At 56.0% G+C, this 24,717-nt stretch carries 24 protein-coding genes and 1 pseudogene; 5 read left to right on the forward strand and 20 right to left on the reverse strand.

Annotated elements, in window-relative coordinates; all coding sequences use genetic code 11:
* The first annotated feature begins 121 nt into the window (after positions 1–121).
* Positions 122–1,068, forward strand: a protein-coding gene (locus tag ACQK2M_RS20135; RefSeq protein WP_425416454.1) for an IS630 family transposase whose coding sequence is annotated in 2 segments (ribosomal slippage) — positions 122–470 and positions 470–1,068 — 948 coding nt in all. Because the reading frame shifts where the segments join, the coding sequence is not laid out codon by codon here.
* A 359-nt stretch (positions 1,069–1,427) separates the two neighbouring features.
* On the opposite strand, the gene ACQK2M_RS20140 is transcribed toward ACQK2M_RS20135, so the two are convergent.
* Both ACQK2M_RS20140 and ACQK2M_RS20145 read right to left on the reverse strand, forming a co-directional pair.
* Complete coding sequence (locus ACQK2M_RS20140) at positions 1,428–1,601, reverse strand: hypothetical protein (protein WP_425419265.1); 174 nt, start codon at positions 1,599–1,601, stop codon at positions 1,428–1,430.
* Positions 1,571–1,966 carry a DUF2958 domain-containing protein gene (locus ACQK2M_RS20145; protein ID WP_425419266.1) on the reverse strand — a complete coding sequence of 132 codons (396 nt, stop codon included), beginning with the start codon at positions 1,964–1,966 and terminating at the stop codon, positions 1,571–1,573. The genes ACQK2M_RS20140 and ACQK2M_RS20145 overlap by 31 nt, the downstream gene beginning before the upstream one ends.
* Positions 1,967–2,264: 298 nt before the next feature.
* Between ACQK2M_RS20145 and ACQK2M_RS20150 the strand changes: the two genes are divergently transcribed.
* On the forward strand, positions 2,265–2,945 hold the full coding sequence (locus ACQK2M_RS20150) for a Fic family protein (protein WP_425419267.1): 681 nt from the start codon (positions 2,265–2,267) through the stop codon (positions 2,943–2,945).
* 76 nt (positions 2,946–3,021) lie between these two features.
* Here ACQK2M_RS20150 and ACQK2M_RS20155 read toward each other — a convergent pair whose 3' ends face one another.
* The 10 genes from ACQK2M_RS20155 to ACQK2M_RS20200 all read right to left on the reverse strand — a co-directional run bounded on the left by ACQK2M_RS20155 (position 3,022) and on the right by ACQK2M_RS20200 (position 12,384).
* Complete coding sequence (locus tag ACQK2M_RS20155) at positions 3,022–5,040, reverse strand: alpha-ketoacid dehydrogenase subunit alpha/beta (protein WP_425419268.1); 2,019 nt, start codon at positions 5,038–5,040, stop codon at positions 3,022–3,024.
* 138 nt (positions 5,041–5,178) lie between these two features.
* On the reverse strand, positions 5,179–6,441 hold the full coding sequence (locus ACQK2M_RS20160; RefSeq protein WP_425419269.1) for a D-amino acid dehydrogenase: 1,263 nt from the start codon (positions 6,439–6,441) through the stop codon (positions 5,179–5,181).
* 59 nt (positions 6,442–6,500) lie between these two features.
* Entirely contained in the window at positions 6,501–7,136 is a 636-nt protein-coding gene (locus ACQK2M_RS20165) for an aminotransferase class III-fold pyridoxal phosphate-dependent enzyme (protein WP_425420101.1), read from the reverse strand.
* Positions 7,137–7,166: 30 nt separating this feature from the next.
* Positions 7,167–7,979: an IS5 family transposase gene (locus ACQK2M_RS20170; RefSeq protein WP_425416307.1), complete on the reverse strand. Its 813-nt coding sequence runs from the start codon at positions 7,977–7,979 to the stop codon at positions 7,167–7,169.
* The gene (locus ACQK2M_RS20175; RefSeq protein ID WP_425419270.1) at positions 7,948–8,826 is read right to left on the reverse strand and encodes an aminotransferase class III-fold pyridoxal phosphate-dependent enzyme; all 879 of its coding nucleotides are present in this window, start codon (positions 8,824–8,826) and stop codon (positions 7,948–7,950) included. Before ACQK2M_RS20175 ends, ACQK2M_RS20170 begins: the two co-directional genes overlap by 32 nt.
* A gap of 149 nt (positions 8,827–8,975) precedes the next feature.
* On the reverse strand, positions 8,976–9,254 hold the full coding sequence (locus tag ACQK2M_RS20180) for an E3 binding domain-containing protein (RefSeq protein WP_425419271.1): 279 nt from the start codon (positions 9,252–9,254) through the stop codon (positions 8,976–8,978).
* Positions 9,255–9,364: 110 nt separating this feature from the next.
* The gene (locus ACQK2M_RS20185) at positions 9,365–10,006 is read right to left on the reverse strand and encodes a GntR family transcriptional regulator (protein ID WP_425419272.1); all 642 of its coding nucleotides are present in this window, start codon (positions 10,004–10,006) and stop codon (positions 9,365–9,367) included.
* Between the two features lie 79 nt (positions 10,007–10,085).
* Positions 10,086–10,634: a VOC family protein gene (locus ACQK2M_RS20190; RefSeq protein WP_425419273.1), complete on the reverse strand. Its 549-nt coding sequence runs from the start codon at positions 10,632–10,634 to the stop codon at positions 10,086–10,088.
* Positions 10,635–10,712: 78 nt separating this feature from the next.
* Positions 10,713–11,459 carry an SDR family NAD(P)-dependent oxidoreductase gene (locus tag ACQK2M_RS20195; protein ID WP_425419274.1) on the reverse strand — a complete coding sequence of 249 codons (747 nt, stop codon included), beginning with the start codon at positions 11,457–11,459 and terminating at the stop codon, positions 10,713–10,715.
* A 1-nt stretch (position 11,460) separates the two neighbouring features.
* The gene (locus ACQK2M_RS20200; RefSeq protein WP_425419275.1) at positions 11,461–12,384 is read right to left on the reverse strand and encodes an aminotransferase class IV; all 924 of its coding nucleotides are present in this window, start codon (positions 12,382–12,384) and stop codon (positions 11,461–11,463) included.
* 527 nt (positions 12,385–12,911) lie between these two features.
* Between ACQK2M_RS20200 and ACQK2M_RS20205 the strand changes: the two genes are divergently transcribed.
* Positions 12,912–15,104 carry an alpha-ketoacid dehydrogenase subunit alpha/beta gene (locus ACQK2M_RS20205; RefSeq protein WP_425419276.1) on the forward strand — a complete coding sequence of 731 codons (2,193 nt, stop codon included), beginning with the start codon at positions 12,912–12,914 and terminating at the stop codon, positions 15,102–15,104.
* A gap of 13 nt (positions 15,105–15,117) precedes the next feature.
* Complete coding sequence (locus tag ACQK2M_RS20210; RefSeq protein WP_425419277.1) at positions 15,118–15,522, forward strand: RidA family protein; 405 nt, start codon at positions 15,118–15,120, stop codon at positions 15,520–15,522.
* Positions 15,523–15,665: 143 nt separating this feature from the next.
* On the opposite strand, the gene ACQK2M_RS20215 is transcribed toward ACQK2M_RS20210, so the two are convergent.
* The 8 genes from ACQK2M_RS20215 to ACQK2M_RS20250 are packed head-to-tail and all read right to left on the reverse strand — an operon-like array spanning position 15,666 to position 24,289.
* A complete protein-coding gene (locus ACQK2M_RS20215) occupies positions 15,666–16,652 on the reverse strand; it encodes an ABC transporter ATP-binding protein (protein ID WP_425419278.1) in 987 nt (328 codons plus the stop codon).
* 19 nt (positions 16,653–16,671) lie between these two features.
* Complete coding sequence (locus ACQK2M_RS20220) at positions 16,672–17,661, reverse strand: ABC transporter ATP-binding protein (protein ID WP_425419279.1); 990 nt, start codon at positions 17,659–17,661, stop codon at positions 16,672–16,674.
* Between the two features lie 4 nt (positions 17,662–17,665).
* On the reverse strand, positions 17,666–19,204 hold the full coding sequence (locus ACQK2M_RS20225; protein ID WP_425419280.1) for a gamma-glutamyltransferase family protein: 1,539 nt from the start codon (positions 19,202–19,204) through the stop codon (positions 17,666–17,668).
* Complete coding sequence (locus ACQK2M_RS20230; RefSeq protein WP_425419281.1) at positions 19,204–20,088, reverse strand: polysaccharide deacetylase family protein; 885 nt, start codon at positions 20,086–20,088, stop codon at positions 19,204–19,206. Before ACQK2M_RS20230 ends, ACQK2M_RS20225 begins: the two co-directional genes overlap by 1 nt.
* A gap of 35 nt (positions 20,089–20,123) precedes the next feature.
* Positions 20,124–21,008, reverse strand: coding sequence for an ABC transporter permease (locus ACQK2M_RS20235; protein WP_425419282.1), 885 nt, complete (start codon positions 21,006–21,008; stop codon positions 20,124–20,126).
* Positions 21,005–21,934 carry an ABC transporter permease gene (locus ACQK2M_RS20240; RefSeq protein ID WP_425419283.1) on the reverse strand — a complete coding sequence of 310 codons (930 nt, stop codon included), beginning with the start codon at positions 21,932–21,934 and terminating at the stop codon, positions 21,005–21,007. The genes ACQK2M_RS20235 and ACQK2M_RS20240 overlap by 4 nt, the downstream gene beginning before the upstream one ends.
* A gap of 16 nt (positions 21,935–21,950) precedes the next feature.
* Positions 21,951–23,450 carry an ABC transporter substrate-binding protein gene (locus tag ACQK2M_RS20245; RefSeq protein WP_425419284.1) on the reverse strand — a complete coding sequence of 500 codons (1,500 nt, stop codon included), beginning with the start codon at positions 23,448–23,450 and terminating at the stop codon, positions 21,951–21,953.
* Entirely contained in the window at positions 23,447–24,289 is an 843-nt protein-coding gene (locus ACQK2M_RS20250; protein ID WP_425419285.1) for a GntR family transcriptional regulator, read from the reverse strand. Before ACQK2M_RS20250 ends, ACQK2M_RS20245 begins: the two co-directional genes overlap by 4 nt.
* 191 nt (positions 24,290–24,480) lie before the next feature.
* Between ACQK2M_RS20250 and ACQK2M_RS20255 the strand changes: the two are divergent.
* A pseudogene (locus tag ACQK2M_RS20255) lies at positions 24,481–24,639 on the forward strand (NADP-specific glutamate dehydrogenase); the annotation flags it as partial.
* Positions 24,640–24,717: the final 78 nt, after the last annotated feature.

Genomic DNA, 24,717 nt, shown 5'->3' on the forward strand with positions numbered 1-24,717 from the left:
GCGATTTTTATATATAAAACAAAGAACTAGAGCGGCACCCGATCTGATTGAATCGGCAGGGATTCCCAAATCAGCGGTTTGATGATTCATGATGTCTGCCGGAGCAAGGAGGCCGGCGGACATGTCCAAGGCTCTGTCGCTCGATCTTCGCACACGTGTTCTCGCCGCTGTCGCCGGCGGTCTCAGCCATCGTCAGGCGGGTGAGCGCTTTGGCGTCAGCGCGGCCAGTGTCAGCCGCTGGCGGACGCGTGAACGCGAACAAGGCGATCCTCGTCCCAAGGCGCTGGGCGGCGATCGACGGTCCGGGCGCATCGACGCCTGCAAGGGATTGATCTTGTCGCTGCTCAAGGAGACGCCCGACATTACCATCCAGGAGATGCGCCAAGCGCTTGCCGCACGCGGCCACGTTTTCGGCTTCGGCACGATCCAACGCTTTTTCAAGCGTCACCGGATCACGCGCAAAAAAAGACCGCGCACGCCAGTGAGCAGGACCGTCCGGACATCCTGAAGCGACGAAGGACGTGGTTCAACGACCAGATCGACCTCGATCCGGCAAGGTTGGTCTTCATCGATGAAACCTGGGCCAAGACGAACATGGCGCGCACCCATGGCCGGGCTCCGCGCGGTGAACGGTTGCGGGTGGGCGTGCCTCATGGCCATTGGAAGACTACGACCTTTGTCGGCGCACTGACGCTGCGGGGCATGATCGCGCCCTTCGTCTTGAACAGGCCGATCAACCGGATCGCTTTCGAGGCCTATGTAGAGCAAGTGCTCGTGCCGGAACTGCGGCATGGCGACATCGTGATCATGGACAACCTCTCCAGCCACAAGGGACCTCGGACCCGCCAGATGATCGAGGCGGCCGGAGCCTCCCTGCTGTTTCTTCCGCCCTACAGCCCAGACTTCAACCCTATCGAGAATGCCTTCTCCAAGCTGAAGGCCATGCTCAGGAAGGCGGCCGAGCGGACCATAGATGACCTGTGGGACAGGATCGGGAGCCTGATCCCGACATTCACGACGCAGGAATGCGCGAACTACTTCGCCGCCGCCGGATACGATGCAGCATGAACGGATTCTGCTCTAGAGAGATTAGCGCCTTCTCACTCCCATTCCATCATATCCTGAAGTCCTAACTGCTTGATTTCATAGGTAGTTCTCGAGCTAGCAAGCCCGCGTACCGTCAGAAATACCGTCAAATACTAAGCATTTGTTTTGTAACCATTTTTCGAAATTCACGTTTCTGTGAAAGCTTGCATCTAACCTCTACCATGGCTCTTTGCCGGTCTAACCAGTCATCAAACACGCTGGTAGACGAATGCTCCTTTGCCCATATGAACCGGGCTCCTAACGTGCACAACTGATCTCAGATCTTCTGCACTCAAAAAAATCCGTCCCCACGTTCGGCAAAGCCCGCTTCCCGCAGACGTTTAGTCAGACGACCCAATCTGGTGCCGCCAATGTTGGTGGGGAAACACTCTTCCTTCGAACAGCTTGCGGGCGGTGCGCACGATTTCGGCCCGGTGAATGATCGGTTGCGGTCCAGTTGAGCGCTCGACATCCATGAGGACGGTCACCTCGCCCGATGGGTGCTCGATAGACATTCGGGAGTAATCGTCATCCTTGAACCGTGCTGTTTCGGCTCGGAGAACCGGTCGCGCTCGACCGGCAAGCCTAGCCGTCCGCGTACCGATTCCAGCTCGGAGATACGCACGTAGCCAAGCTCGGGACATTGCATGCCGAGATCGCAAAGGCCGAAGGCCATATCGGTACCTTCGGGGTCGAGTTCGCTCAGCAGCCATGTGCATTGCGCATCGGGCGTGAAGAGTTTGACGACCGGCAGGAAGTCGGGATCGTCCTCGCCCTGCTCGTCGAGCCTGCGGCGAGTTTGCCATTGCGCAAGAGCTTGTCGCGGATGGATTTGGTCAAGAGTTTCATGATGGTCTCCTTTCGCTAAAGGGTTTCTCAAGGCGCGAAAGAAGACGGCCGGGGGCTCCAGCCGGCCGGTCCACCGGTCACACGGACCCTTGGAGCGGGCAGCCGGTTGACCGGACGGCGCGCCCGGCCAGAAAGCGTCATTCCTTGAGAAACGGTAGCGGAAGGGACCATGAGAGCTGTGCCCATCGATCCTGCCAGCGACAACGGAAAATCGGCGATGCCTTGAACCGGAAAGGCATACTAGCCGTCTAACTGGTCATGAAACTAGACATACACGTGGCAAAAAACCAGCTTTTGAATTCCTATAAATATATGGCATTATTGAATTTATGAGCGATGATAAATGCGACATTGAAGTAGACATAGCAGCCGATCGCGGTGAGCCGATCGGCCTGATAGAGCCTCTAACCATTGGTGAGAGCTCCCGGCAACGCACGCAGCTAATCGATCTCACTGTAGAGCTCGCGCAGCGCTCCGCCGGATTCCGCAAGAGCCTACCCGACGGCGTGATAAAGGCGCTCGCCGATCTCGTTCGGGCGATGAACTGCTATTACAGCAATCTGATCGAAGGGCGCGATACCCATCCGATCGATATCGAGCGTGCTTTGAAGAACGACTATAGCGCCGATCCCGAAAAGCGCGATCTGCAGCTCGAAGCGAAAGCCCATATCGCGGTTCAAGAATGGATCGACGAGGGCGGGATGGATGGCCGCGCCTTCACTGCCGAAGGCATCCGCGAAATCCACCGCCGCTTCTGCGAGCTTATGCCGAAAGAGCTATTGGTGCTAAAAATCGAAAGCACCGGCGAAGAAGTCCCGGTCATCCCCGGTGAGTACCGCACCCGCGATGTCGAGGTCGGCCGGCATATCCCCGTCAGCCCTGGTGCGGTACCGCGCTTCATGGCGCGTTTCGAAGAGGTCTATACGAAGCTGGGGCGAACGGACACGATCCTTGCTGCCGCGACGGCCCATGTCCGAGGTGAATTGTTGACACAGGAAACCTGTCCATGACTTCATCCATACGTCTTAAGAAGACCGAAGAATTGGACGTCAAGTATGATAGATGACTGTTAGGCCGCATTTCGTGCTACGCATCACGCGCGCGTTTCGATGCGACGAGAGTTCGCGCAGCACTTGCGATGTCCACTGCATCTGGAATCAGCGCCTCCTGAAGCACCGGACTCGCCGGAATACGAGTATCGGGGGTAGTCACCCTCTGGACGTCCAGTTTCAACCCCGGCAGCCATTCCCCGAGGCGCATGGCCAACTCCCCCGCAAATCCGCCGGTTCGAACGGCTTCATGCGCGATAAGCACGTTGCCACCCGCTCCTTTCACCACTTCGACGATCGCGTCCCTGTCGAGCGGGTTGAGCCATCTAAGGTCAAGCACCCCGGCTTCGATGCCTTCGTTTGACAGTTGCTCGGCCGCTTCAAGTGCTATTGGCACCATGGCGCCCCAACTCAGGATCGCCAGGTCATGGCCATCCCGCCGCCGCCGTGCCACACCGACCGGCTCAACCCCCTCCGTGATCGCCACATCGGCCTTAGTGAGGTAGAGTTTTCTTGCTTCAATAATGATGCAGGGATCCGGATCGGCCGCCGCCGCCCGCAACAGCGCATATGCATCGGTCGCTGAGGCCGCCAATCCTAGTTTCAGTCCCGGCACATGCGCTAGTATCGCCTCAATCGACTGGGAATGCTGGGCACAGGAGCCCGGGGTTGCCCCCTGCTGAGTGCGCACCACCATGGGAACTGTCGCAGCACCGTCGGTCATGAAGCGAACATTGGCCGCCTGATTGATGAGCTGGTCGATCGCGACGAACAAGAAATCCGCCCACATGATCTCCACGATCGGTTTCATTCCGGCGAGTGCCGCACCGACCGCCGAGCCCAAGATGGCGTTCTCCGCAACAGGGGTGTCGAACACCCGGTCTGCGCCGAAGTCTCTTTGCAGATAACGACTGGCGCCGAATATACCGCCAGCTTTGCCGACATCCTCGCCGTAGACCAAGGTGCGCTGGTCCGTTTCCAATTCGGTGCGCAAAGCCAGATTGACCGCCTCGATATAGCTCATCTCCCGCGTCTCAACGGTAGCGGGGCGGCTCAGCGTAGAGGCGGCCGAGAGTGTGGCCGGAATACGATCACCATCGGGCAAAGCCGAAATCATGACGGCGCGGGCCATCTCATCGACCTTCTCACCCTCTCGCGCGATAAGGGTCTCGGTCTCGCCTGCTGTCATGAGCCTGGCGGCCACAAGCCGTTCGGCCAACGCATCCAGAGGGTCAGCCCGTTCGGCGGAAGTCCGGTCCGATTTGGGCCGATAGTGTTCGATGTCCTTGTTGTAGTGCCCCCAAAGCCGCGGCACACGGCATTCAAGCAGACTTGGTCCCTCGCCTTTGCGCGCCCGATCCGCGGCCATGGCCACGCTGTCGCGCACAATCATCGGATCGGTGCCATCAATCGTCGCAGACGCGATACCATAGCCCGCTGCCCGCTTGGCCAATCGGTCGAGCTTGAACATGGCTGAAGTTGCAGTCATTTCTGACCACCCGTTATTCTCGACAACAAAGATCACCGGCAGTGAACGGGCAGCCGCGAAAGCCAGGGCTTCGTGTGTACCCCCCTGATTGAGCGCGCCATCGCCGATCGTCACCACCGTGACTCCATCAGCACCTCGGCTTTGCTGTGCCATGGCCACACCACAGGCGATGGTGGTACCGGCCCCCACGATGGAATTCTCACCGATGAAACGGGTCCCGGGTGCCATCATATAGGCGGACCCGCCCCGTCCACCATTGATGCCTCCGGCCCGCTGGGCAATTTCCGCGAACACAGCATCGGGATCGAGCCCGCAAGCCAGCGCCCAGCCATGTCCGCGATAAGTGGCAATTACCCGGTCTTGCTCACCCAGTGCACTCAGGGCACCAAGGGGCACAGCCTCCTGCCCGGCGCAGAAATGCATCGAACCATCGATGCTGGGTGGCTTGGTCATGGTCAAGTCCCAGGCCTTCTGCTCGAAAGCCCGGACAAACGCGATTTGCGCTAGCATTTCGCGGGCAAAGTTGTGGTCATCAGATTTGATGGCAGCGGGGGAATCGCTGGACATGTCAGTTCCTTTGGGAGGGTTTTCAGCGGGCGTGAGCCTGGTCACGAGGATCGGCTGATCCGGCGACACACATTTCAGGGACCAGCACGAGGCTTCCTGCCTGCAAGCGCCGCAATGGGTGGGCAATTACAATTCTGCTCAATTTGCGTATCTCGAGATATCAAGTCCCTCGAGGTTCACCTCGGGCTCTCGACCCAGCACGAGATCTGAAACAATGCGGGAAGACCCGCAGGCCATGGTCCATCCGAGTGTACCGTGGCCGGTATTGAGAAAGAGATTTTTGAATGCCGTACCACCAATCACCGGTGGACCGTCGGGCGTCATGGGGCGCAATCCCGTCCATGATTCAACGCGGGAGAGGTCAACGCCTCCAGGAAACAAGGACTGAAGAACAAAACGTACGGTATCGGTGGCCCGCTTGCCCAATCGCTTGTTATAGCCGATGAGCTCCGCCTGTCCTGCCACTCTGACGCGGTCACCCAGCCTGGTGATGGCGACCTTGTAGGTCTCATCCATAATCGTCGACTGCGGCGCGACATGAGGGTCCGAAACCGGGACGGTAATGGAGTATCCCTTCACGGGGTAGACCGGCAACGAAATGCCAATGCCCCTTAGAAGTCTAGGCGAGTAGGATCCCAGGCAGCATACATATGCGTCTGCCTTCTCGTACCCCCTATCGGTCCAGACACCCACTATCTTGCAACCGTCGTACTCAAGTCCGGTAATGTTGACATTGTAACGGAAATCAACGCCACGCTCCGTCGCCATTGATGCAAGCGACCGTGCGAACTTATGGCAATCACCAGTACGGTCGCCAGGCAACCTCAGCCCACCGACAAAGCTATCAGAAACTGATGCCAGACCCGGTTCGGCCGCCACGCAGCCTGCCCTATCCAGGACCTCAAATGGAGAACCAAACTCTGACAGAATTTCCTGATCGGCGGTCGATGCTGATACCTGCATCTGGGACCTGAATAGTTGGAGCGTACCCTTCTCCCGCAGATCAAAGTCAAAATCTGCGCCAGACTCTATCAGGAGTTGGCCGAGTGCGCGTCGACTGTATTCCGACACGCGAACCATGCGTTCCTTGTTGATGCGATAGGCGTCAGGATTGCAATTCGCCAGCATGCTCAGTCCCCAAGACCACATCTTCGGACTGACCATCGGCCAAATGGACAGTGGGCTGTGACGCATGAGCGACCATTTGAGGGCCTTCCGGGGAATGCCCGGTGCAGCCCAGGGTGAGGACATTCCGTAGGATAGCTGGCCAGCATTAGCATAACTGGTTTCCAGTGCTGGAGCGGGTTGGCGATCCATCACCACAACTTCGGCACCCAGATTTGCGAGGTACCAAGCCGTTGTTACACCAATGACACCCGAGCCGAGAACGATAACTTTCAAGCCCACCTCCAGTAATATTACCAATTACATTAAAATCATTGAATATTCCGTCACGTATACTATCCCGCCACAGACAACTCCCTTCTTGCCACTTCGCATACCTCATCGATAGCCTTGGTCAGCACCTTGGCAATGAAATGTACTTGTTCGCGGGTGACAATGTAGGGCGGACAAATCGAAATCGTATCGCCCAGATTCCGCAATATCAGCCCGTTCGCGCGACAGACTCTTTCAATGCGCTGTCCAACGGCCATGTCTCGAGGGAAGGCGGTACCGTCGGACGGATCGGCGACGATCTCGACGCCCGCCATGAATCCTCTTGAGCGTATTTCTCCAAGGTTCGCATGTCCGGAAAGGCTGCTTGCGAGCTCACTTTGCAAACACGCCCCAAGGTTTGCCGCTACAGCCGGTGCATCCATTTCTCGCAATGCCGCAAGCGTTGAAAGAGCGATTGCCGCACCAACAGGGTGCGCAGAATAGGTAAACCCATGGGAGAACACACCAACATCATGCGCGGATTCCGCAATTGACTGATATATCTTGTTGTCAATAACAACGGCACCCATCGGAAAGTAACCCGATGTAATACCCTTGGCTAGACTCAACATATCAGGCCTCGAATTAAAACTTTGCGAGCCGAACCATTCGCCCGTCCGACCAAATCCGCAAATTACTTCATCGGAAAGCATGAGAATATCGTGGCTTCTGAGAGTCCGACTCGAAACTCATGCTGACCGGGCCAGTCGTCGTGTGAGCAGCATGACGGATGCGGCGTAGAGGAAGACCTCGGCGGAGGCGATGGTGCCTTCGAAATCCTTGGCCAGCCGTCGGTTGCGACTGATCCAGGCGAATGTGCGTTCGACCACCCAGCGGCGCGGCAGGACGTGGAAGCCGATCTGGTTGGCGATCTTCTTGACCACCTCGATGGCGATGCATGTTGCATCCTTGACCCTCTGGGCGCCATAGGCGCTGTCGGCGAAGGTGATTTCGACGAAAGGGAAGGATCGTCGTGACGCCTTGAGCAGCGGGACGGCACCGTCACGATCCTGAATGTCGGCCGGATGCGCCTGGATGACCAAGGCCCGGCCATCGGTATCGACCATGGCGTGGCGCTTGCGCCCTTTGATCTTCTTGCCAGCGTCAAAGCCCCTGGGGCCGCCGGCCTCGACGGTCTTGACGCTTTGGCTGTCGATCACCGCCGCCGAGGGACTGGCCTCACGTCCGGTCCGTTCTCGATCGGTCATGACAAGGTGGTGATTGATTGTCTGGAACAGACCTTCGCGGCGGAAGCGCAGGAACCAGCCATAGACCGTCGTCATCGGCGGGAAGTCCTTGGGCAGAAGCCGCCAGGCGATGCCACCCCGCAGCACATAGAAGATGGCGTTCATGATCTCGCGCATCGGCCATTGACGCGGCCGGCCGGTCCTTGCCGGCGCCGGCATGAAAGGGGCGAGAATTTCCCATTCCGCATCACTCAGATCGCTTCCATAACGCAGATGATCGCGGCTATGCTGCCGCCGGGTGGCCGGTGTCCACATGAGGCTCTCCAAACTGGCTTTGACAACCGTTTGGAATCACATTCGGGACCGGCCATCCAGCCTCGCCCCGAGTTTCAGGACGGCCTCTGAGAACTTTCTCCACTTCGATCAGATAGTTTTCTGGTGGAACAATAACACCACCGGCACCCATTACTGGCTCAACAATCATCGCTGCGATCGTATCCGGGTTCTCTCGGACGATCAGATCGTCCAATTCCTGGGCCAATCGTCTGCCGAAAGTGATGGGATCTTCCTGCCTGCGCGCATACCGGTAGTGATATGGTGGATCCGTATAGATGACGTTCAAGTCGGGTAAGTTGAAATTCTTGTGCATCTGCGGCAGACCGGAAAGAACCGCTCCAAGTACAGTGCTGCCGTGATAGGCCTTAGTCCGACTTATTATGCGGCGTTTTTCTGGCAAACCCCTTGACATGTTGTAGTACCACGCCATCTTGATCATGGTGTCGACAGCATCCGAACCTGAATTTGTGAAGAAGACTTTGCCATCAGGCATGTCTGCCAAGGCCAAGATCTCATTCGACAGTTCAATCGCCGGCGGGTTTGTCCGATAGTTAAAAGCGTGATAGGTCGACAATGCCTCGAACTGCTGGAAAGCTGCCTCCCTCAGTCTCTGATCATCAAATCCCAAAGACGCGCACCAGAGGCCAGCCATACCGTCAAGGTATTCACGCCCTTCGCTGTCGCACACAGACGCACCATTCCCGCGCGTCATGACCAGAGGTCCTTCAAGCTCAAGCACGCGCGGGTCCGACTGCGGGTGAAGATGCGAGGCAATATCGAGATTCACCAGTGAATTTTTCATATGAACAGGCACTGTGGTTGTCATGCGAAGCTCTCCATGCCACCTGGACGTCAGCGTGAGGAATTCTTGCCGGCCTGGCACCCTGCCGCCAATCGAACCCCATTATCTGGTTAGGCTTTCTGCATCTCATTGCAGAAATGTCAGGATTGTTGCGATCTGCTTAGTGTACCCGTTCACAACTTGCGCGGGTTCTCGTATCCATCATCGGATTGCGCAGTTCTGCCCGATGACAGTGTCTTTGTGATATCTGCATAGATGATGCGACCGCCCGGACCTGTCCCTTGAACATCAGAGAGCGCAATCCCGTTCTCCATCGCGGTGCGGCGCGCCAGCGGTGAAGCGACAATACGTTCGCGCTGGGAACCCACCGAGGCCAGAGACCACGCATTGCAGATCTGGATGGATCGCCGGGCAGCTTGCGCGACGACTGAATGTCTTTTCTTCTTACACATCAATGCGCCAATTCTCCGCCGCGAAACGCTATGATCCCAATAGGTTCTCAACGCCGACTTCCGAAAACAATATCACAATTTAAATATAACTATATTTGATATATAGTTTTTCACTTGGTTTTTCCGTATTCATTTTCTAACACCAAACGCGTTTTTCTAATGTGCGCCTCTATTAGATTTTCTGCTTCTTTCAAATCTCTCTGGACGATGGCATTCATGATCATTCTATGCTCAGCATGTATTATCCATTGGCCATTATCTCCAAGTATTCTTGAATAACTTCGCCGGTAATGTTGGGTCGTGTTCCAGAATTTTTCGATTATCTTCATCAAATCCGGCATCCTGGACCTGGAATAACTCAATAGATGAAATTCACGATCGATTTGAAGGAAACTCTCGATATCGGGAGCCGCCTCGATATGCTCTACGAGTTCCATCAACCTATTCTCGGTTTCTTCATTCATGTTCTTAATGCTCTCTGACAGTGCGAGAGGTTCGAGGCGCTCACGGATCTTGTAGACTTCAATACACTCGGTCATATCGAGATCGGCCACCCACGCTCCATTGTTCGGAATGAATATGACCAATCCACTATTCTCAAGAATGCGAAGCGCCTCCCTGACCGGTATTCGGCTGGTGCCGTATCGTTCTGCCAGAATTTCCTGCTTGATCCTTTCACCGGGCTTCAAAACACCGGTCAGAATCTTCTCCCGGACATCGGCTGCGATCTCGTTGCTCATGGTCTTGGACATGATTGGAACTGCTCTCGCTGGGTCGATTCAGTTATTCAATAGAGTCGTTCGAGACGCTTCGAATGAAGCGCCAAGGCCCTTATGTCGGTGCGGGCTGCCAAAGCCTACGACCGCCTTGGCGTTCGTACGCCTTGCCTGTCGGGTAGCTCACCAGTTCACATTGCAGTCCCCAGGGGGTAAGGAAATAAATCCAGGACTGGCCGCCACTTGGACCTGAATCCCGAGCCACAGGGTCCCCGAGCACCTCAACCTCGTTGTGACGCAAGCAGTCGAGCGCCGCGTCAAAGTCATCGACATAGAACGCGAGATGATGACCACCTATGTCGCTGTTTCTGGGTGGAAAGGCGGCCTGCTCTGTCGTTTCGTACTCGAACAGTTCGAGATTTGGCCCGTTGGCGCATCTCAAAAAAGCCAAGCGCCGCATGACTGTTCCGCGAGGAACGTTGAGCTGGCTGCGCATCCAGTCATCTCCTCTAAACGGACCCAGCTCATATACCTTCTCGAATCCAAATACCCTTGCGAAGAATTCGATCGCCTGGTCGAGTGATGGAACGGTAAGGCCGACATGCTCTATGCCGCGGCAATCAATGCGATGGTTGGGACTCTTATCGGTCATGTCATCTGTCATGCGAGATCGGCTTCCTGGGAGTCTGGTCGTAGCGACAAAGAACGAAGGTGGAGATATGGCCTGAAGTCCGTATCTCACCTAGTGTTCGCGTGGGTTGCGCAATCCGGCGGTCTCTCCGCCATCAACCGTGATAACGTCTCCGTTCACGAATTGAGACCGCGGAGAGATAAGCCAATATGCTGCCTCGGCGATGTCTTCTGGGCTGCCAAGGCGCCCTGCAGGAATACGGCTTTCCAATAACTGACGCCGACCCGGTATCGACAATGTCCGCGCCATCATCGTGGTTTCGATCTGACCCGGACAGATGGCGTTGACCCTTACTTCTGGCGCGATTTCCAGCGCGAGCGCCTTGGTCAGACCCAATAGGCCGGCCTTTGAAGCGGTATACAGCGCCAGGCCCTCCTCCCCGGTCTTGCCGGCGATGGAGGAGATCATGACAATAGAGCCATTGGCGGCCCTCAAGGCGGGCAGGCAGTAAGTCGTCAACATGATCGGTGCACGCAGGTTCAAGGACAGCACGTCGTCACACAACGACTCGGTCGTTTCGCCGAACCGTGAACGCGCACCGACTCCCGCATTGTTGATCAAACCCGCCAGACGGCCATCGGAGATTTCGCAAGCCCTATTCGCCAGATACCGGGCGGCCTCCGAACGCGAAAGGTCGCTCTCCACAAAAGTCGCATTCTGCAGCTCTTCGGCTAACCTTTCTCCAGTTCCAGCGTCACGTCCACTGAGGATGACGCTGTAGCCATGAGTGGCCAGCAGTCTGGCGCAGGCCGCACCAATCCCACCTGTACCTCCAGTGATGAGCACATAATCCGTCATACTAGTACTCCTCAAGTCCGGTGGTCAGGCGGGGATCCGTGTGTAGCTCCCAATAGGCCTTTCGCAGGGCCAGCGTTTTCGGACCTGGGCCGCCGTTTCCGACAGGTCGGCCCTCGAACTCGGTAACCGGCATTATCCCGCCTGCCGTACTGGTCACGAAAATTTCCTGTGCCTTCTCCAGAACTTCCGTACCAATTGCCCCTATGTTCAAGTTCAGCTGAAAGCTCGGCGCCAGCTCAATGACCGTGCGGCGCGTCACACCTTCGAATATCCCGGTCGCGGGCGTGAAAAGCTGGTTTCCATCAAGCGCGAATATGTTGAATCCCGCCCCTTCGGTGAGCTTGCCGTCCAGACCCAAATGGACGGCAATGTCCGCGCCTTTATCCTGAGCCTCAAAGATCCCCATTGTGAGATCGAGCCAATGAAAATTCTTGATCCGCTGATCGACCGACTGCGAAGGAATTCGCATGGTATCCGCGACAACAAGCCTGAGACCGGCTTCTTGCTGCTCGAGGCTGGATATCCAGACAAACGGCTGTGAAAACACACTCAGTCGACTGCGGCAAAGGCGAGGATCACGTGTCCCCGCAGGAGGCACCCCGCGCGTACAGGTCATCTGCACATAGGCGTCGGTCAGACCGCTGCGCCGGGTCGTCTCACAAATGATAGCCTTGAGCTCCTCGGGCTGCTGTTCAATTTGAAGCCTGAGCCCCCTCATCGACCGATAAAAACGTTCCAAGTGATCGTCCAAACGGAAGAACCTTCCGCCCCACAGGTGCACAACGTCATACGTCGCATCGGAGCGCACAAAGCCCCGGTCAAGCATATGCACATGAGCTTCGGACAAGTGGGAATACGTGCCATCGACATAGGCAAAACCTTCGATCGCATCGCATTGCGGCATAACTGAAACCTGACCAATCACCTCGCACTCCTCCGGACACCTTGGGACGCATTTCCCCTCTTCTGCGGGCATCACAAAAAACCACAGCATGGCGTGGAATACAACCCCAATGGATACATTTTCTATTCAACTCATGGGACTATGATCGGTGGATATATGGCGCATGTCCAGATTCCAATCCGAGAGCGCCCTATGGCAAAGCTAATCCACCAAGAGCCAAAACATTTTTCACTTTATTTTCAATGTTTTACGATATTTTCGTATTGGCATCGGGGGACGCTTGTAGAAATACCGCATTCTCGCGAACTGAGCAGCCAACAGGAAGATCGGCTTTTTTTTCAAAAAATGGATACATTATTGTTGACTCATGAGTGATGGTCGTGGAACCTGAACCCCAAGACGGCACGTGCTGCGAAGGTGCTTGACCAACTCGTTATGCGCAAAGACAGCGGTGCTGATTTTTGAGAATCGCAGGCGTGACGAGGCATACGCGGCCACAAAAGGCATTCGCCAAATCATCCTGATCATTGCCCGCACAGAGTTGAACCATGCCAAAGACAAGAACACTCAAGCCGGCTGCCGCATGGCAGGAAATCGAACCATCCGAAAAGGACTGGGACAACCTCGGTAAAAGCGAGGCTCTTCGGATGTACCATCACCTTCGTCTGGTGAGGGCATTTGAAGAGCAGGTTCTCGAACTAGACGCGCAAGGTCTGATCCATGGCCCTGCGCATTCATCAATCGGTCAGGAAGGTGGTGCCATAGGCTCCATTTCTCCCATGCGGCCAGGGGATCAGGTGAGCGGCTCCCATCGTGGGCACCATCAGTTTCTGGCGAAAGGGCTGAATTACCTCGACGCTGACGGATACGATCCGTTGGCCGAAGCGACGCCACAGGTCATAGAAGAACTCGTTCTGAAATCATTGGCCGAAATCATGGGGCTGGCGCCTGGATTCTGCAAGGGGCGGGGCGGCTCCATGCATCTGCGTTGGTCCGAGGCCGGCGCCCTGGGGACAAATGCAATCGTGGGAGGTGGCGTGCCGTTCGCCACGGGGGCTGCCTGGTCCAAAAAGCGAGACGGCTCCGGGGATGTAGTATTTACCTACTTCGGCGAGGGCGGCGCCCATATTGGCTCGGTGCATGAATCGCTTAACCTGGCCGCATTGTGGAATCTTCCCATTTGTTTCTTCGTTGAGAACAACGGTTTTGCTGTCTCGACAACGTTGGCAGAACAAACCCGCGAAACCAGGATTTCGTCACGCGGCGTTGCCTACGGCATTCCCTCCTTCCGCGTCGACGGAATGAACCCACTAGCCGTTCGGCTCGCGACCGAGAGGGCCATGGAGATCATGCGATCCGGTGGCGGGCCAGTTTTGATAGAGGCCATGCTCTACCGATTCTACCATCACGGCGGTGGACTGCCCGCAAGCGCGTTCGGATACCGGTCAAAAGATGAAGAGACTGAATGGCGGAACCGAGACCCGCTCTTGGTGATGTCCGGCGAACTTAAGGCGCGCGGATGGCTTGACAATGCCGTTGATGCAGAACTTGCCGTCATCACCCAAGACCTGATGAACAGGATAACGAACGAACTGACAGATCGCCAAGACAACCAACGTCAAATCAAGCCTTCGCTCTGGCCGGACACGGCCACACGCGATGAAGGTCTGCGAGGGAACCTGTCGGAGCTGGACGGCCGGCCCCACATCGAACAGGAAGACTTCGAGGGCGAACTCGCCCCCATCCGCTTTGTTGATGCGGTCTCAAAAGTGATGAACCGCCGGATGGAGATGGAAGAAGACATTTTCTGTATGGGTGAAGATATTCACCGTTTGAAAGGTGGTACCAACGGTGCCACCAAGGGACTCAGCGAGCGATTTCCCGACAGGGTCATACCGACCCCCATCGCAGAGGCGGGATTTTGTGGCCTCGCGGGCGGCGTGGCCTCCCTGGGGCGGTACCGTCCCGTCGTGGAGTTGATGTATCCGGACTTTTCACTGGTCGCAGCGGATCAGTTGTTCAACCAGATCGGGAAGGCCCGTCACATGTTTGGTGGCGATACCGACATGCCCCTGGTTCTCCGCACAAAAATTGCCATTGGAACTGGATATGGAAGCCAGCATTCGATGGATCCGGCGGGCCTGTTTGTCAACTGGCCAGGCTGGAGAATCGTCGCACCTTCGACTCCTTACGACTATGTTGGCCTAATGAACAGCGCCTTGGTCTGTCGAGACCCAGTGTTGGTTATTGAGCACGTGGACTTGTACTCTGAGAAAGGACTTTGCCCTGTCGAGAACTATGACTTCTTCTTGCCTTTGGGCAAGGCAAAGATCCGACGTCCAGGAAGCGACCTGACCATCCTTACCTACTCCAGTATGGTACAGGAGACGCAGCGCGCCGTTCAGAACACTGGAATTGATGCTGAAATCATTGACCTCCGCTCGCTCGATCGAGCGGGCTTGGACTGGGAGACCATTGGCACGTCGCTGCGCAAGACCAATACTGTCCTGATCGTGGAACAAGGCTCATTGACCTGTTCCTACGGAGCAATACTGGCAGATGAAATCCATAAACGCTTCTTCGACTTCCTGGACCATCCAGTAGAACGGATCGTTGGAGGCGAAGCATCTCCCAGCGTTTCGAAAGTCCTGGAGCGCTCCACATATGTATGCGCAGAAGATATCGAACTTGGCCTTCGCCAAGTTATGATCAATGTTTCCCACCCCCGTTTTGTAGCGTAACGGAGAATACGAGATGAAACTCACCACAGATCCCGAGATATCAGGTCCATTTGGCCCCTATTCTCACGCCGCGTTGATACCCCACAACTGCAATGTTCTCGCCATTTCCGGCCTGGTTGGCTGTGACGCAAATGGCATGGTACCGGAGAGCCCGAAAGCCCAGGCGACACTGATCTTCGAGTCTCTATCATCGCTTCTGACCAGGCACGGCCTTGGAACAAAACACATGGCCAAGCTCAATCTGTTTGTAACGAACCGCGCGCATCTAGCGGACATTCGGGGGGTCAGGGACAACTGGTTAAAGGATCACAGGCCTGCCATGTCCCTGATATTGGTCGCAGGTCTGGGCAATCCAGATTGGCATATTGAGGTGGACGGCTTCGCGGCCTTCGAACCGCGCGCGGAACCATCTGCCTGAAACTGTGGCGCGGGTTAACAAGACCCATTCGGCCGCGGCTGCTGCAATCAGGGTCCGAAGAAGCTGACGATTCACCGTGGAAGCACCAATGCTGAGGGGTCTTCGCCAGCGATTCCAATTCCGGCCACGACCTCACCCGTTCGTCAAATCGGTTCAGCCTCTCTTTCCCTAACCAGACACCTGACTTTGTGCTCGGCTTCGAGTTCGACCATCTTTGGACGATTCAGTTCGCATTGAGATTCCCGGAGTGGGCATCTCGAGGCGAAGGCGCAACCTTGAAAGACACTAAGCGGGCTCGGGAGTTCGCCCTCAAGTATCTTGCGCCCCCTACCCTGTTCCACACAGGGATCAGGTACAAGCACCGCGGAGAGTAGCGCCTGCGTGTAAGGATGCCTGGGTGTATCAAACAGCTGCGTGGCGTCCGCCTCCTCGACGATCTGACCCAAATACATTACAAGAATCCGGTCCGCAATATGACGCACGACTGACAGGTCATGTGAAATAAACAACAGCGTCAAATCAAGTTTCTTTTGAAGATCCAGAAGAAGATTAAGTATTTGCGATTGTATTGAAACATCCAGTGCCGAGACAGGCTCATCGCAGATAATCATCTTTGGCCCTGTTGCCAGCGCCCTGGCAATCACGGCGCGCTGACGCTGACCGCCGGACAGTTCGTTGGGAAACCGATCACGGTGGGACTGCTGGAGACCCACAAGTTCCATTACTTCCGAAACACGCGCGTTCTCACTGCCAACAGACCTTCCCAGGATCCGGAGAGGTTCACCGATGGACTTACCAATGGTTCTGCGTGGATTCAGCGCCGCCACGGGATCCTGGAAGACCGCCTGAATATCCTTCCAATAGTCACTCCGCTGTCCGGCCGGAATTGCCGAAATCTCATCTCCGTCAAAAAACACGCGTCCCGACGTGACTGGCGTCAATCCCAGCAACGCGTTTCCAGTGGTTGACTTGCCACATCCTGATTCCCCGACAACTGCCAGTGTCTCACCCTGTTGAATATCAAAGGAAACACCATCAACGGCGCGCAAGATCAGCTTGTTGGACGTCAGGCCTTGATTTCTGACCGGAAAATGAACCTTCAGGTCCTCGACGCGCATGAGCGGCTGCATGGCAATTACTCCCTGGTTACTATTTCATTAGTTCCGACACGCGGCCGCTGTGCCAGCAGGCAGCCAAATGGCTGCCCTCTTGTGCGAATTCGGGACTTCTCAGCTCTGGCGTTGTCTTGCACTGCTCATCGGCAATAGGGCACCGGGTTCGAAATCGACAGCCCTCGGGCCAGGCACGGATATCGGGGACTGCTCCGGGTATCGAGTACAATGCCTGCTTTCGTTCGGTCTCCAGCCGGGGAATCGTCTGGAGCAGCATGCGGGTGTAGGGATGCGCCGGAGACCGAAACAAATCCTTCACGGAAGCTGTTTCAACGATCCGGCCTCCATACATTACGCAGACACGGTCAGCCATTGAGGCAACGACACCGAGATCATGGGTAATGAACAGAATGGAAGTGCCGGTCTTATCTCTCAGACCGCGCATCAGCTGTAGTATCTGTATCTGAATGGTCACATCCAGCGCGGTAGTTGGCTCATCGGCTATCAGCATTTTGGGCTCGGCAATCAGTGCCGAAGCAATCATGACTCGCTGACACATGCCGCCAGACAGTTCGAACGGAAACTGCTTCGCGCGCTTGGCCGGATCGGGTATTCCGACGTCTCTCAACATTTCAATGGCAAGGTCCCAGGCTGTCTTGCCGCTCGCCTTTCCGTGAATGATCAGACTTTCGCTGACTTGATCACCTATCCGCATGAGCGGATTGAGCGACGCCACAGGCTCTTGAAAGATCATTGCCATCTGCGTACCACGAAGCCGGTTCATGACAGTGGGAGAGGCGTTTTCGATCCCCTCTCCCAGCAATGTAATCGAGCCTCCAGTAACCCTGGTCGAGCCTGAATGAAGTCCCATGACCGATAGAGCGGTCATGCTCTTACCGGAGCCGCTTTCTCCAACAAGAGCGACGATCTCTCCTTCACCTACATCGATATTCACATTCTCGATAATTGAGATGTTACCGACCTTGACGGTCAGGTCCGAGACGCTCAGTACAGGCTTGCTGCTCATGCAATCAGTCCTCCGGGATACAGGCCGTCCACGGACTGGCGGAGTGCACCATCCCAATATTGCCATTGCCGGTCGGATCGAGCATGACAGCGGACGGAATCGCATAGTTGATGGGATGCAATCCGTTGGGCATGATCCTGATCGGAAATTCCTCTGCGACTGTTGCGGCCACCGTATCCTCAGCCGCCACGTCGACCGTGATTGTCGGCGTGCTGGCGTCGATGCGTGGGGAGTTGAACGCATCCTCGAGCGTCATGCCTTTGTCGACCACATACGATATGATTTGAGCGATCGCAGGGAAGATCTGACGTCCGCCGGCGGCCCCGACAGCCATTGACGGTTTACCGTTCTGTCGGAGAAGTGTCGGCGACATGTTGGCCAACGGACGAACGCCCGGCGCTATCGAATTGGGTTTGTCCGGTCGCGGATCGAACCACATCAAGCCATTGTTCATCAGGATACCGGACTTCTCCAAGGTCACCTTTGAACCGAACCGGGACAGCAATGTGTTGGTCAACGACACCATGTTTCCGTCCGCATCGACGACCGACACATGGCTGGTGCAGTCCTGGCCGATCCGGCCGGCATGTCCCATAGTCTTCAGGCGTTCCTCATATGAGCGACGAATGGCCCGTGCATAGATGACGGCCGCGCTCGCGGCATCGCCTTCGATATCGAGTTCCTCAGACAGATAGTCCAAGGTGGATAGCAGACTCGGACCACCGCAAAACTCGGGCGGGACATTGACTTCGAAACCGCGATAGTCGGTCGTGCCGGGCTTCTTCCATACCGCCTCATAGTCACGCATGTCGGCGGCCGAAACAGGGGCACCGCCGGCCTTGAGGTCTTCCACGAGTTGGCCAGCAATCTCGCCCTCATAGAAGTCGCGCGCGCCCGCCTTCGCTAGCCGACGAAGCAGAGCCGCCTTTTCTGGCATTGGAAGCAGATATTCCGATGTGTTGGCACCGGTGGGCTTTTCATGCTCAAGGAATAACTCTGCAGAACGCCGATACTCCGCCAGATTGCCTCTGTCGATGGCGAAGCACAAGGACGCAAACCAGTCGACACGCATTCCGCGTTCGGCAAGTTCCGCTACCGGCTGGACCGCGTCCTCCCAGCTTATCGTGCCGTATTTGTTCAAAGCTTCAGCGAAACCCGCAATCGCGCCGGGGACACATATCGAACTGTAACCGACGATGTTCCGGTTCCCCTGGACCTTAGGCCAACCGAACCAGTCGCTGTCGCTACCACCTGCCAGCGGATAGTCAGCCGGGTTCAGTTCCCGGCCAGCGCGTACATTGAAGTCCAGAGTATCGACCGATTTGCCGGCACCATCGGCCCAGAGGAGAAATCCGCCGCCACCGATGCCGCTCAGCCATGGCTCGACAACCGAGAGGGCAAGCGCGGTCACAACCGCAGCATCCATGGCATTCCCACCGGCCCGAAGCACCGCAGCCCCGGCTTCCGACGCTTCATAATGTTGCGAGGCCACAAGACCACGTTTGGTTGTGACCTGCCGCTTCTTGATGTCCCAGTGATGCATTATGATTGACCCCACGCATGATGGTCAAACAGCGAACCAGGCCGATCCGAATTGACCGCATCCCGATCCAAGGCGGTTTGTTCATGGTGCCTGGCAATTTCGCCAGCCGTCGCGATCCACACGTCATCGCTCGCAACGATGTCACCCAGGAAGCGGTCAAGCATGTACGCTCTGGACGCCCGGCCGGATATGAAATCGTGGACAGTCGACATGTATAGCGTTCCGTATTCCCGGCTTGCGGCCAGTTCTTCTTTCCAGGCAGAGTAGACGACGTCCGTGCCTACCGGCGGCCAAAGATCATTTCCCGCCCCGCCATAGAACTTGAAAAATATTGCATCATCGGTGGCCCAACTGACGGGCAGCTCGGTCACGCCATCCACCGAATAGGGTGTTTCCTGCCCCATCAGTGAGCTGTCGTACAAACCAAAGCGCTTGCATTCGCGCAGCATGTGCGGCGTCATTTCCCAGGCCGGCGATCGGAACCCCTTTGGCACTCTGCCAATCTGCTGCTCAAAAAGGGAAATCGATGCTTCGAGAACGCCGGTGAATTCAGCGTCGCTGACTTCGGTCACGAGCTCGTGAAAATACCCGTGCAAGCCAACCTCGTGCCCTGCCTCGACGAGGTGAGGGAGCAACCAAGGATGGTGCTCAGCAACCACAGCCGGCACAAAGAAACTTCCCTTGATGCCGTGACGCTGCAATAGCCCCGCTAACCTCAGAACCCCCACCCTTGGGCCGAAGTTGCGCTGCTCGAGATGAGCGAGCAGCTCGGGTACCTTCTGACGATGGGACCACATCCAGGCAGAATGAGCGTCCACATCAACAGTGAAGCAAAAAGCTGACTTCTTTTCGTCTGGCCATGGATATTTTTCAATATTATTCACGTCTTACTCCGTGGTTCACACACATCTATATTCAACTATTTATTTATCGATCTTGGGTTCAAACGCTCGCTAACCTGATCTCCAATCATGTTTACTGTCAAAACCAACACGAAGAGACAGACACCAGGCAAAGTCGCTATCCACCAAGCGTTGGAAACGTAGTTTCGACCGACGCTAAGCATCGCCCCCCAGCTCGCCATCGGAGGCTGAACCCCCAAGCCGAGAAACGACAACGCAGCCTCGAACAGAACCATCAGTCCGAATTCGAGCGTTGCCACGACAGCAAGCGGCGAAAGGATGTTCGGGAGAATGTGAATGACCAGCACTCGTGGCCATTTCGCTCCCATCGCTACCGAGTAGCGAACGAAGGGCGAGCTGGCGACGGACAGGGTCTGGCCGTAAGCAACTCTCGCATAGCGAGGCCAACGGGTGAGCGCCAGAACGAATACTACATTGACGAAACCGGGCCCAACGACCGCAACCGTGATTACTGCGAGCAAGATGGCCGGGACGGAGAGAAAGATATCCACCAGCCGCATGATGACCACTTCCAGCCAACCGCGCTTGTATCCTGCGATCATCCCCAGCGTCGTTCCCACGACTCCAGACAGAACAACAGACAGGAAAGCCACCGAAAGTGATATCCGCGCACCATAGACCAGGCGGCTAAGCAGATCCCGGCCAAGTTCGTCGGATCCCAGCGCATAGAACACGCCAAAAGACTCAGTTCCCGGCGCTTTGAGGCGACCGAGCAGGTTCTGCGCATTCGGATCGTAGGGCGCAATAACGGGTGCGAATATCGCCGCCAGAACCAGGACGGCAAGGATAGCGAATAAATATCCCGGGACCCAAAGACGCAACATAGAAATACTATGCGCGATCCTCTTAACCATGCTGCTCGGAGACTTTGCTTTATTCATTGCTGAATTCCACCAATTCTAATTCGCGGATCAACAACACTATACAGTATATCTGTCGCAAAATTCACAGAAACACTTACCGTGGCACCTAGGAGAACAATGCCCTGCACGACCGAGAAATCCCGATTCAGAACCGATTGCACAGTGAGAAGTCCCAATCCAGGCCAGGCAAAGACTGTCTCGACAATCACAGCGCCTGCCAGAAGTTGTGACACTTCCAGAGCCGTTATCGATATGACTGGAATGATCGAATTTCGGAGAAGATGCCGTCCGATCAGCCTCTTCGTTCCAACGCCCCGCGATCTTGCGGATCGCACATAGTCCTTAGACAATTCCTCGAGGACCGAGCTTCTGGCGATCCGCGCATAGGTCGCCATGGATAGCAAACCCAACGCAACGGAGGGCATTATCAAATGCTGGAAGGAGCCTATGCCTGAGGGTGGCAACCAGCCCAGCCAGACTGCGAAGACCATGATCATCAGAATGCCGCTCCAGAAAGTCGGCATGCTTTGAGCGGCAAGTACAAGTGCCATCAAAGACCTGTACAAGATCCCCTTACGGACAAATGCCAGCATCAACCCAATGGGCAAGCCAACGAGGAGCGCAAGCAGGAGTGCTCCACCTGCAAGCTGCAACGTGTGCGGTAAGCGGGCAGAAATGACCGTGACCACATCGACGTTCTGCACGTAGGACTTACCGAGATCGAACCTGATGATGTTCCAGAGGAACTCGACGTATTGGATGAAGATTGGGCGATCCAGCCCCAGCGTGTGGCGCATAGCCTCAATGTCGGCCTGGGTCGCGGTTTCCGGGACCAGAAGATATGTCGGGTCTCCGGCCAGACGCTGGATAAAGAATACCAACGTCATGACCCCGAAGAGTGCAACGATAGCCTGCCCCAGGCGCTTCAAGAAGTAACTTAGCATCGCCCAATCTCTCAGCCTACTGCGACGACCAGCTCATGCGGTTGAGGAACATGCTTTCGTTGGACGTCGGGGTCCATTCAAGTTCGTCGGCCGCACCGTAGAGAATGGCAGTCTGGTACAGCGGGACTATCGCAACCTTTTCCAAGATGGTTCGATTGACGTCCGCATAGAGTTCCAGGCGCACTTCGGGATCGAGCTCTTCACGAGCCTTGTCCAGCATGGCATCAACTTCGGGATCGCTAACCCGCGACCAGCTGGAGTCCGAATGCAGAAGCGGGAACATGATCCCGTCAGCGTCCTGGCAGGTGCATGACCAGCGCGAAAATGTCAGCATCGGTGCCTGTTCTGACGTTGACTGCTGCCCCTGGAGCCACGTGGACATGTCTGTGGTTTCAATCGACACGTTCAGGCCGATATCGTTCAGCATTTGCTGGATTGCCTGCACGATCCGTTGATCGAAGATCGGCGATGTTGCGATGGCCATTTCCGTTTTCGCCGCATCGCCGAGTTCCGCGACAATCTCGCGCGCCTTCTCGGGGTTGTATTCCACACCCTGAATGCCTTCGGACCAACCAAAGTGAGCCGGGGACAGCAACTGATCAACCACGCGCGGAAATCCACCGAGCAGACCGTCGACGATGGCCTGACGATTGATTGCGTGCGAGATTGCTTGCCGCAGATCTGCATCGTCAAGCGGCGGCCTGGCCAAGTTCATGGCGAAGTAGGCCACTCTCTCGGTGTTGACGGCCAGAATCTTGCCTCTACTCGCACCCTCCAATTGCATGGCCAGGTCCGTGTTCAGCGCCATGACAAGATCGGCAGCCCCTGCCCTGAGGTTTGCAACCCGTGTTGCAGCATCCGGCACAGCTCGGAACACTGCCGATTCAAAAAACCCGCGATCACCCCAATAATTGTCGTTCCGCACGAGGCGAACTTCGACACCACGAACCCATTCGTCGAACACGTAGGGCCCGCTTCCCACGGGAGCCGCGTTGAATTCATCATCGCCGACAGCGGTCACCACATGCTCAGGCACAATCGAAAGCTTGACCAATTGCGCAAGCAGCGCCGGATATGGCCCTTTGGTCGTGACCTTTACTCGCCCGTCATCCAACACTTCCGCATCGGCAATCTTGTTGAACTGACCAAGTTGCGGACTACCGAGCTCCGGATCGGTAATTCTCTTGATGCTGAAGACGACATCGTCAGGGCCCAGCACCTCGCCGTCGTGAAATCTAATGTCGTCCCGGATCTCGAACACCATTTCGGTATCGCTTACCTGGTCCCAACGAAGTGCGACCTGCGGAACGATCTCGCCCTCGTTGTTCCTTGTGACGAGGTTGTCGAAGATGTTGCGGTAGACATAGTAGCTGCTCGGATCCCATTGCAGATGTGGATCAAGCGTTGCCGGCTCACTAACAGCATTTACAATAATCTCATCCTTTGCAGATGCGCTAACAATCCCCGCACCTCCTAGAATGATTGCGCAAGCCAACAACAATGATAATATTTTCATTTTTGTTTCTCTCCCTGGTTGTCAAGTTTTTCGCTTCTTTCGCCTTCATTCCGAATATCAATATCGATTTTCTCGGAAGACATACTTATTGATGTTTTCATAGCTGCTTCGCTCCTGCCAGGCGCAGTGTCTACTGACTGACGAAGCGACATTTCGGACTTATCCTGAAGAAAGGCAGACATTGCGAGTTCACGCAGAGCGAGAAGATCGGAACGAATAACCTGCCTGAGTGCATCGCGATCACCGGCAATCACAGCAGCGACAAGGCCCTGAGAATCGCGCGCCGGGAGCTTTGCATCGCAACGCCCTTCCAAGAACCGAACGATGCGATCAGCGCAATCCCACAGAAAATGCAGGTGCGTCGCGATGTATGGATTGATCTTTGACGCAACGAGTTCGCGCAATTCGCGCTCATATCCTGACCGCGACAGACGCGCCGCTGCCTCGCTCCTGCCCGCCAGCGGCTGCAGAATTCCAGCCAACTCTTTCAGGCGCGCCACCTCATCCACCTCCAGCGCACAATCGGCCAACGCTTCCTCGGCAAATTCCAGGGCACCAACAATCTGACCGATATGGGCACCACTGACTGGAAGCACTCTCCATCCCAACCTCGGAATGGCGTGCACAAACCCGACAGCTGACAACTTTGCCAGCGCTGCGCGCGTTGCAGCTCGGCCCAGCCCAAATCGCTCAGCCAGCTCAACCTCCGTCGCTGTCGCACCGGGCGCCAACTCGCACCACAAGACTGCCTCGCGTAATCGCACCTCGGCTTGATCAGACTTCTGGCTGGGCGGCGACTTATCGCTGGATTTCAAAAATGGTGAGTCCGGATCGTACATGAGCTGCCCACTTCGCCCCTTTAACATCTTTATTGACCATCTTATAATTTCTATACTCCATTTTAGACATGTTTACAAGCCGTCTTTGAAATTTTTATAAATTGCCCTACTCAGTCTGATACGCGTTTTAGGCATGTTCATTTCGCGGAGAACGCCGATCGGCGGCGGCAAGGTCATCAAGGAACGCCGCCGAGGCCGTGCGCCTGTTCGAAGAAGCAGCGGTACCGTTTGGGCCGGGCAAAGCCGCCAATGCCGGTGGTGTCGCAACAAGTGCCCTCGAAATGCGGCTGAACGCATCACGGGATTCATGGACATTCGAGCAGACCGAAACACGCCTTGCCGAGATTGTGTGATCTGCTTCCGATAAATGCCCTCGAAGTGATGTAGAGTTATCCGGGTCGTTTCCTTGGCTGGGAGAGGAACGGAGA

It is taken from the genome of Oricola indica (genome assembly GCF_965227485.1).
GTDB lineage: Bacteria > Pseudomonadota > Alphaproteobacteria > Rhizobiales > Rhizobiaceae > Oricola > Oricola indica.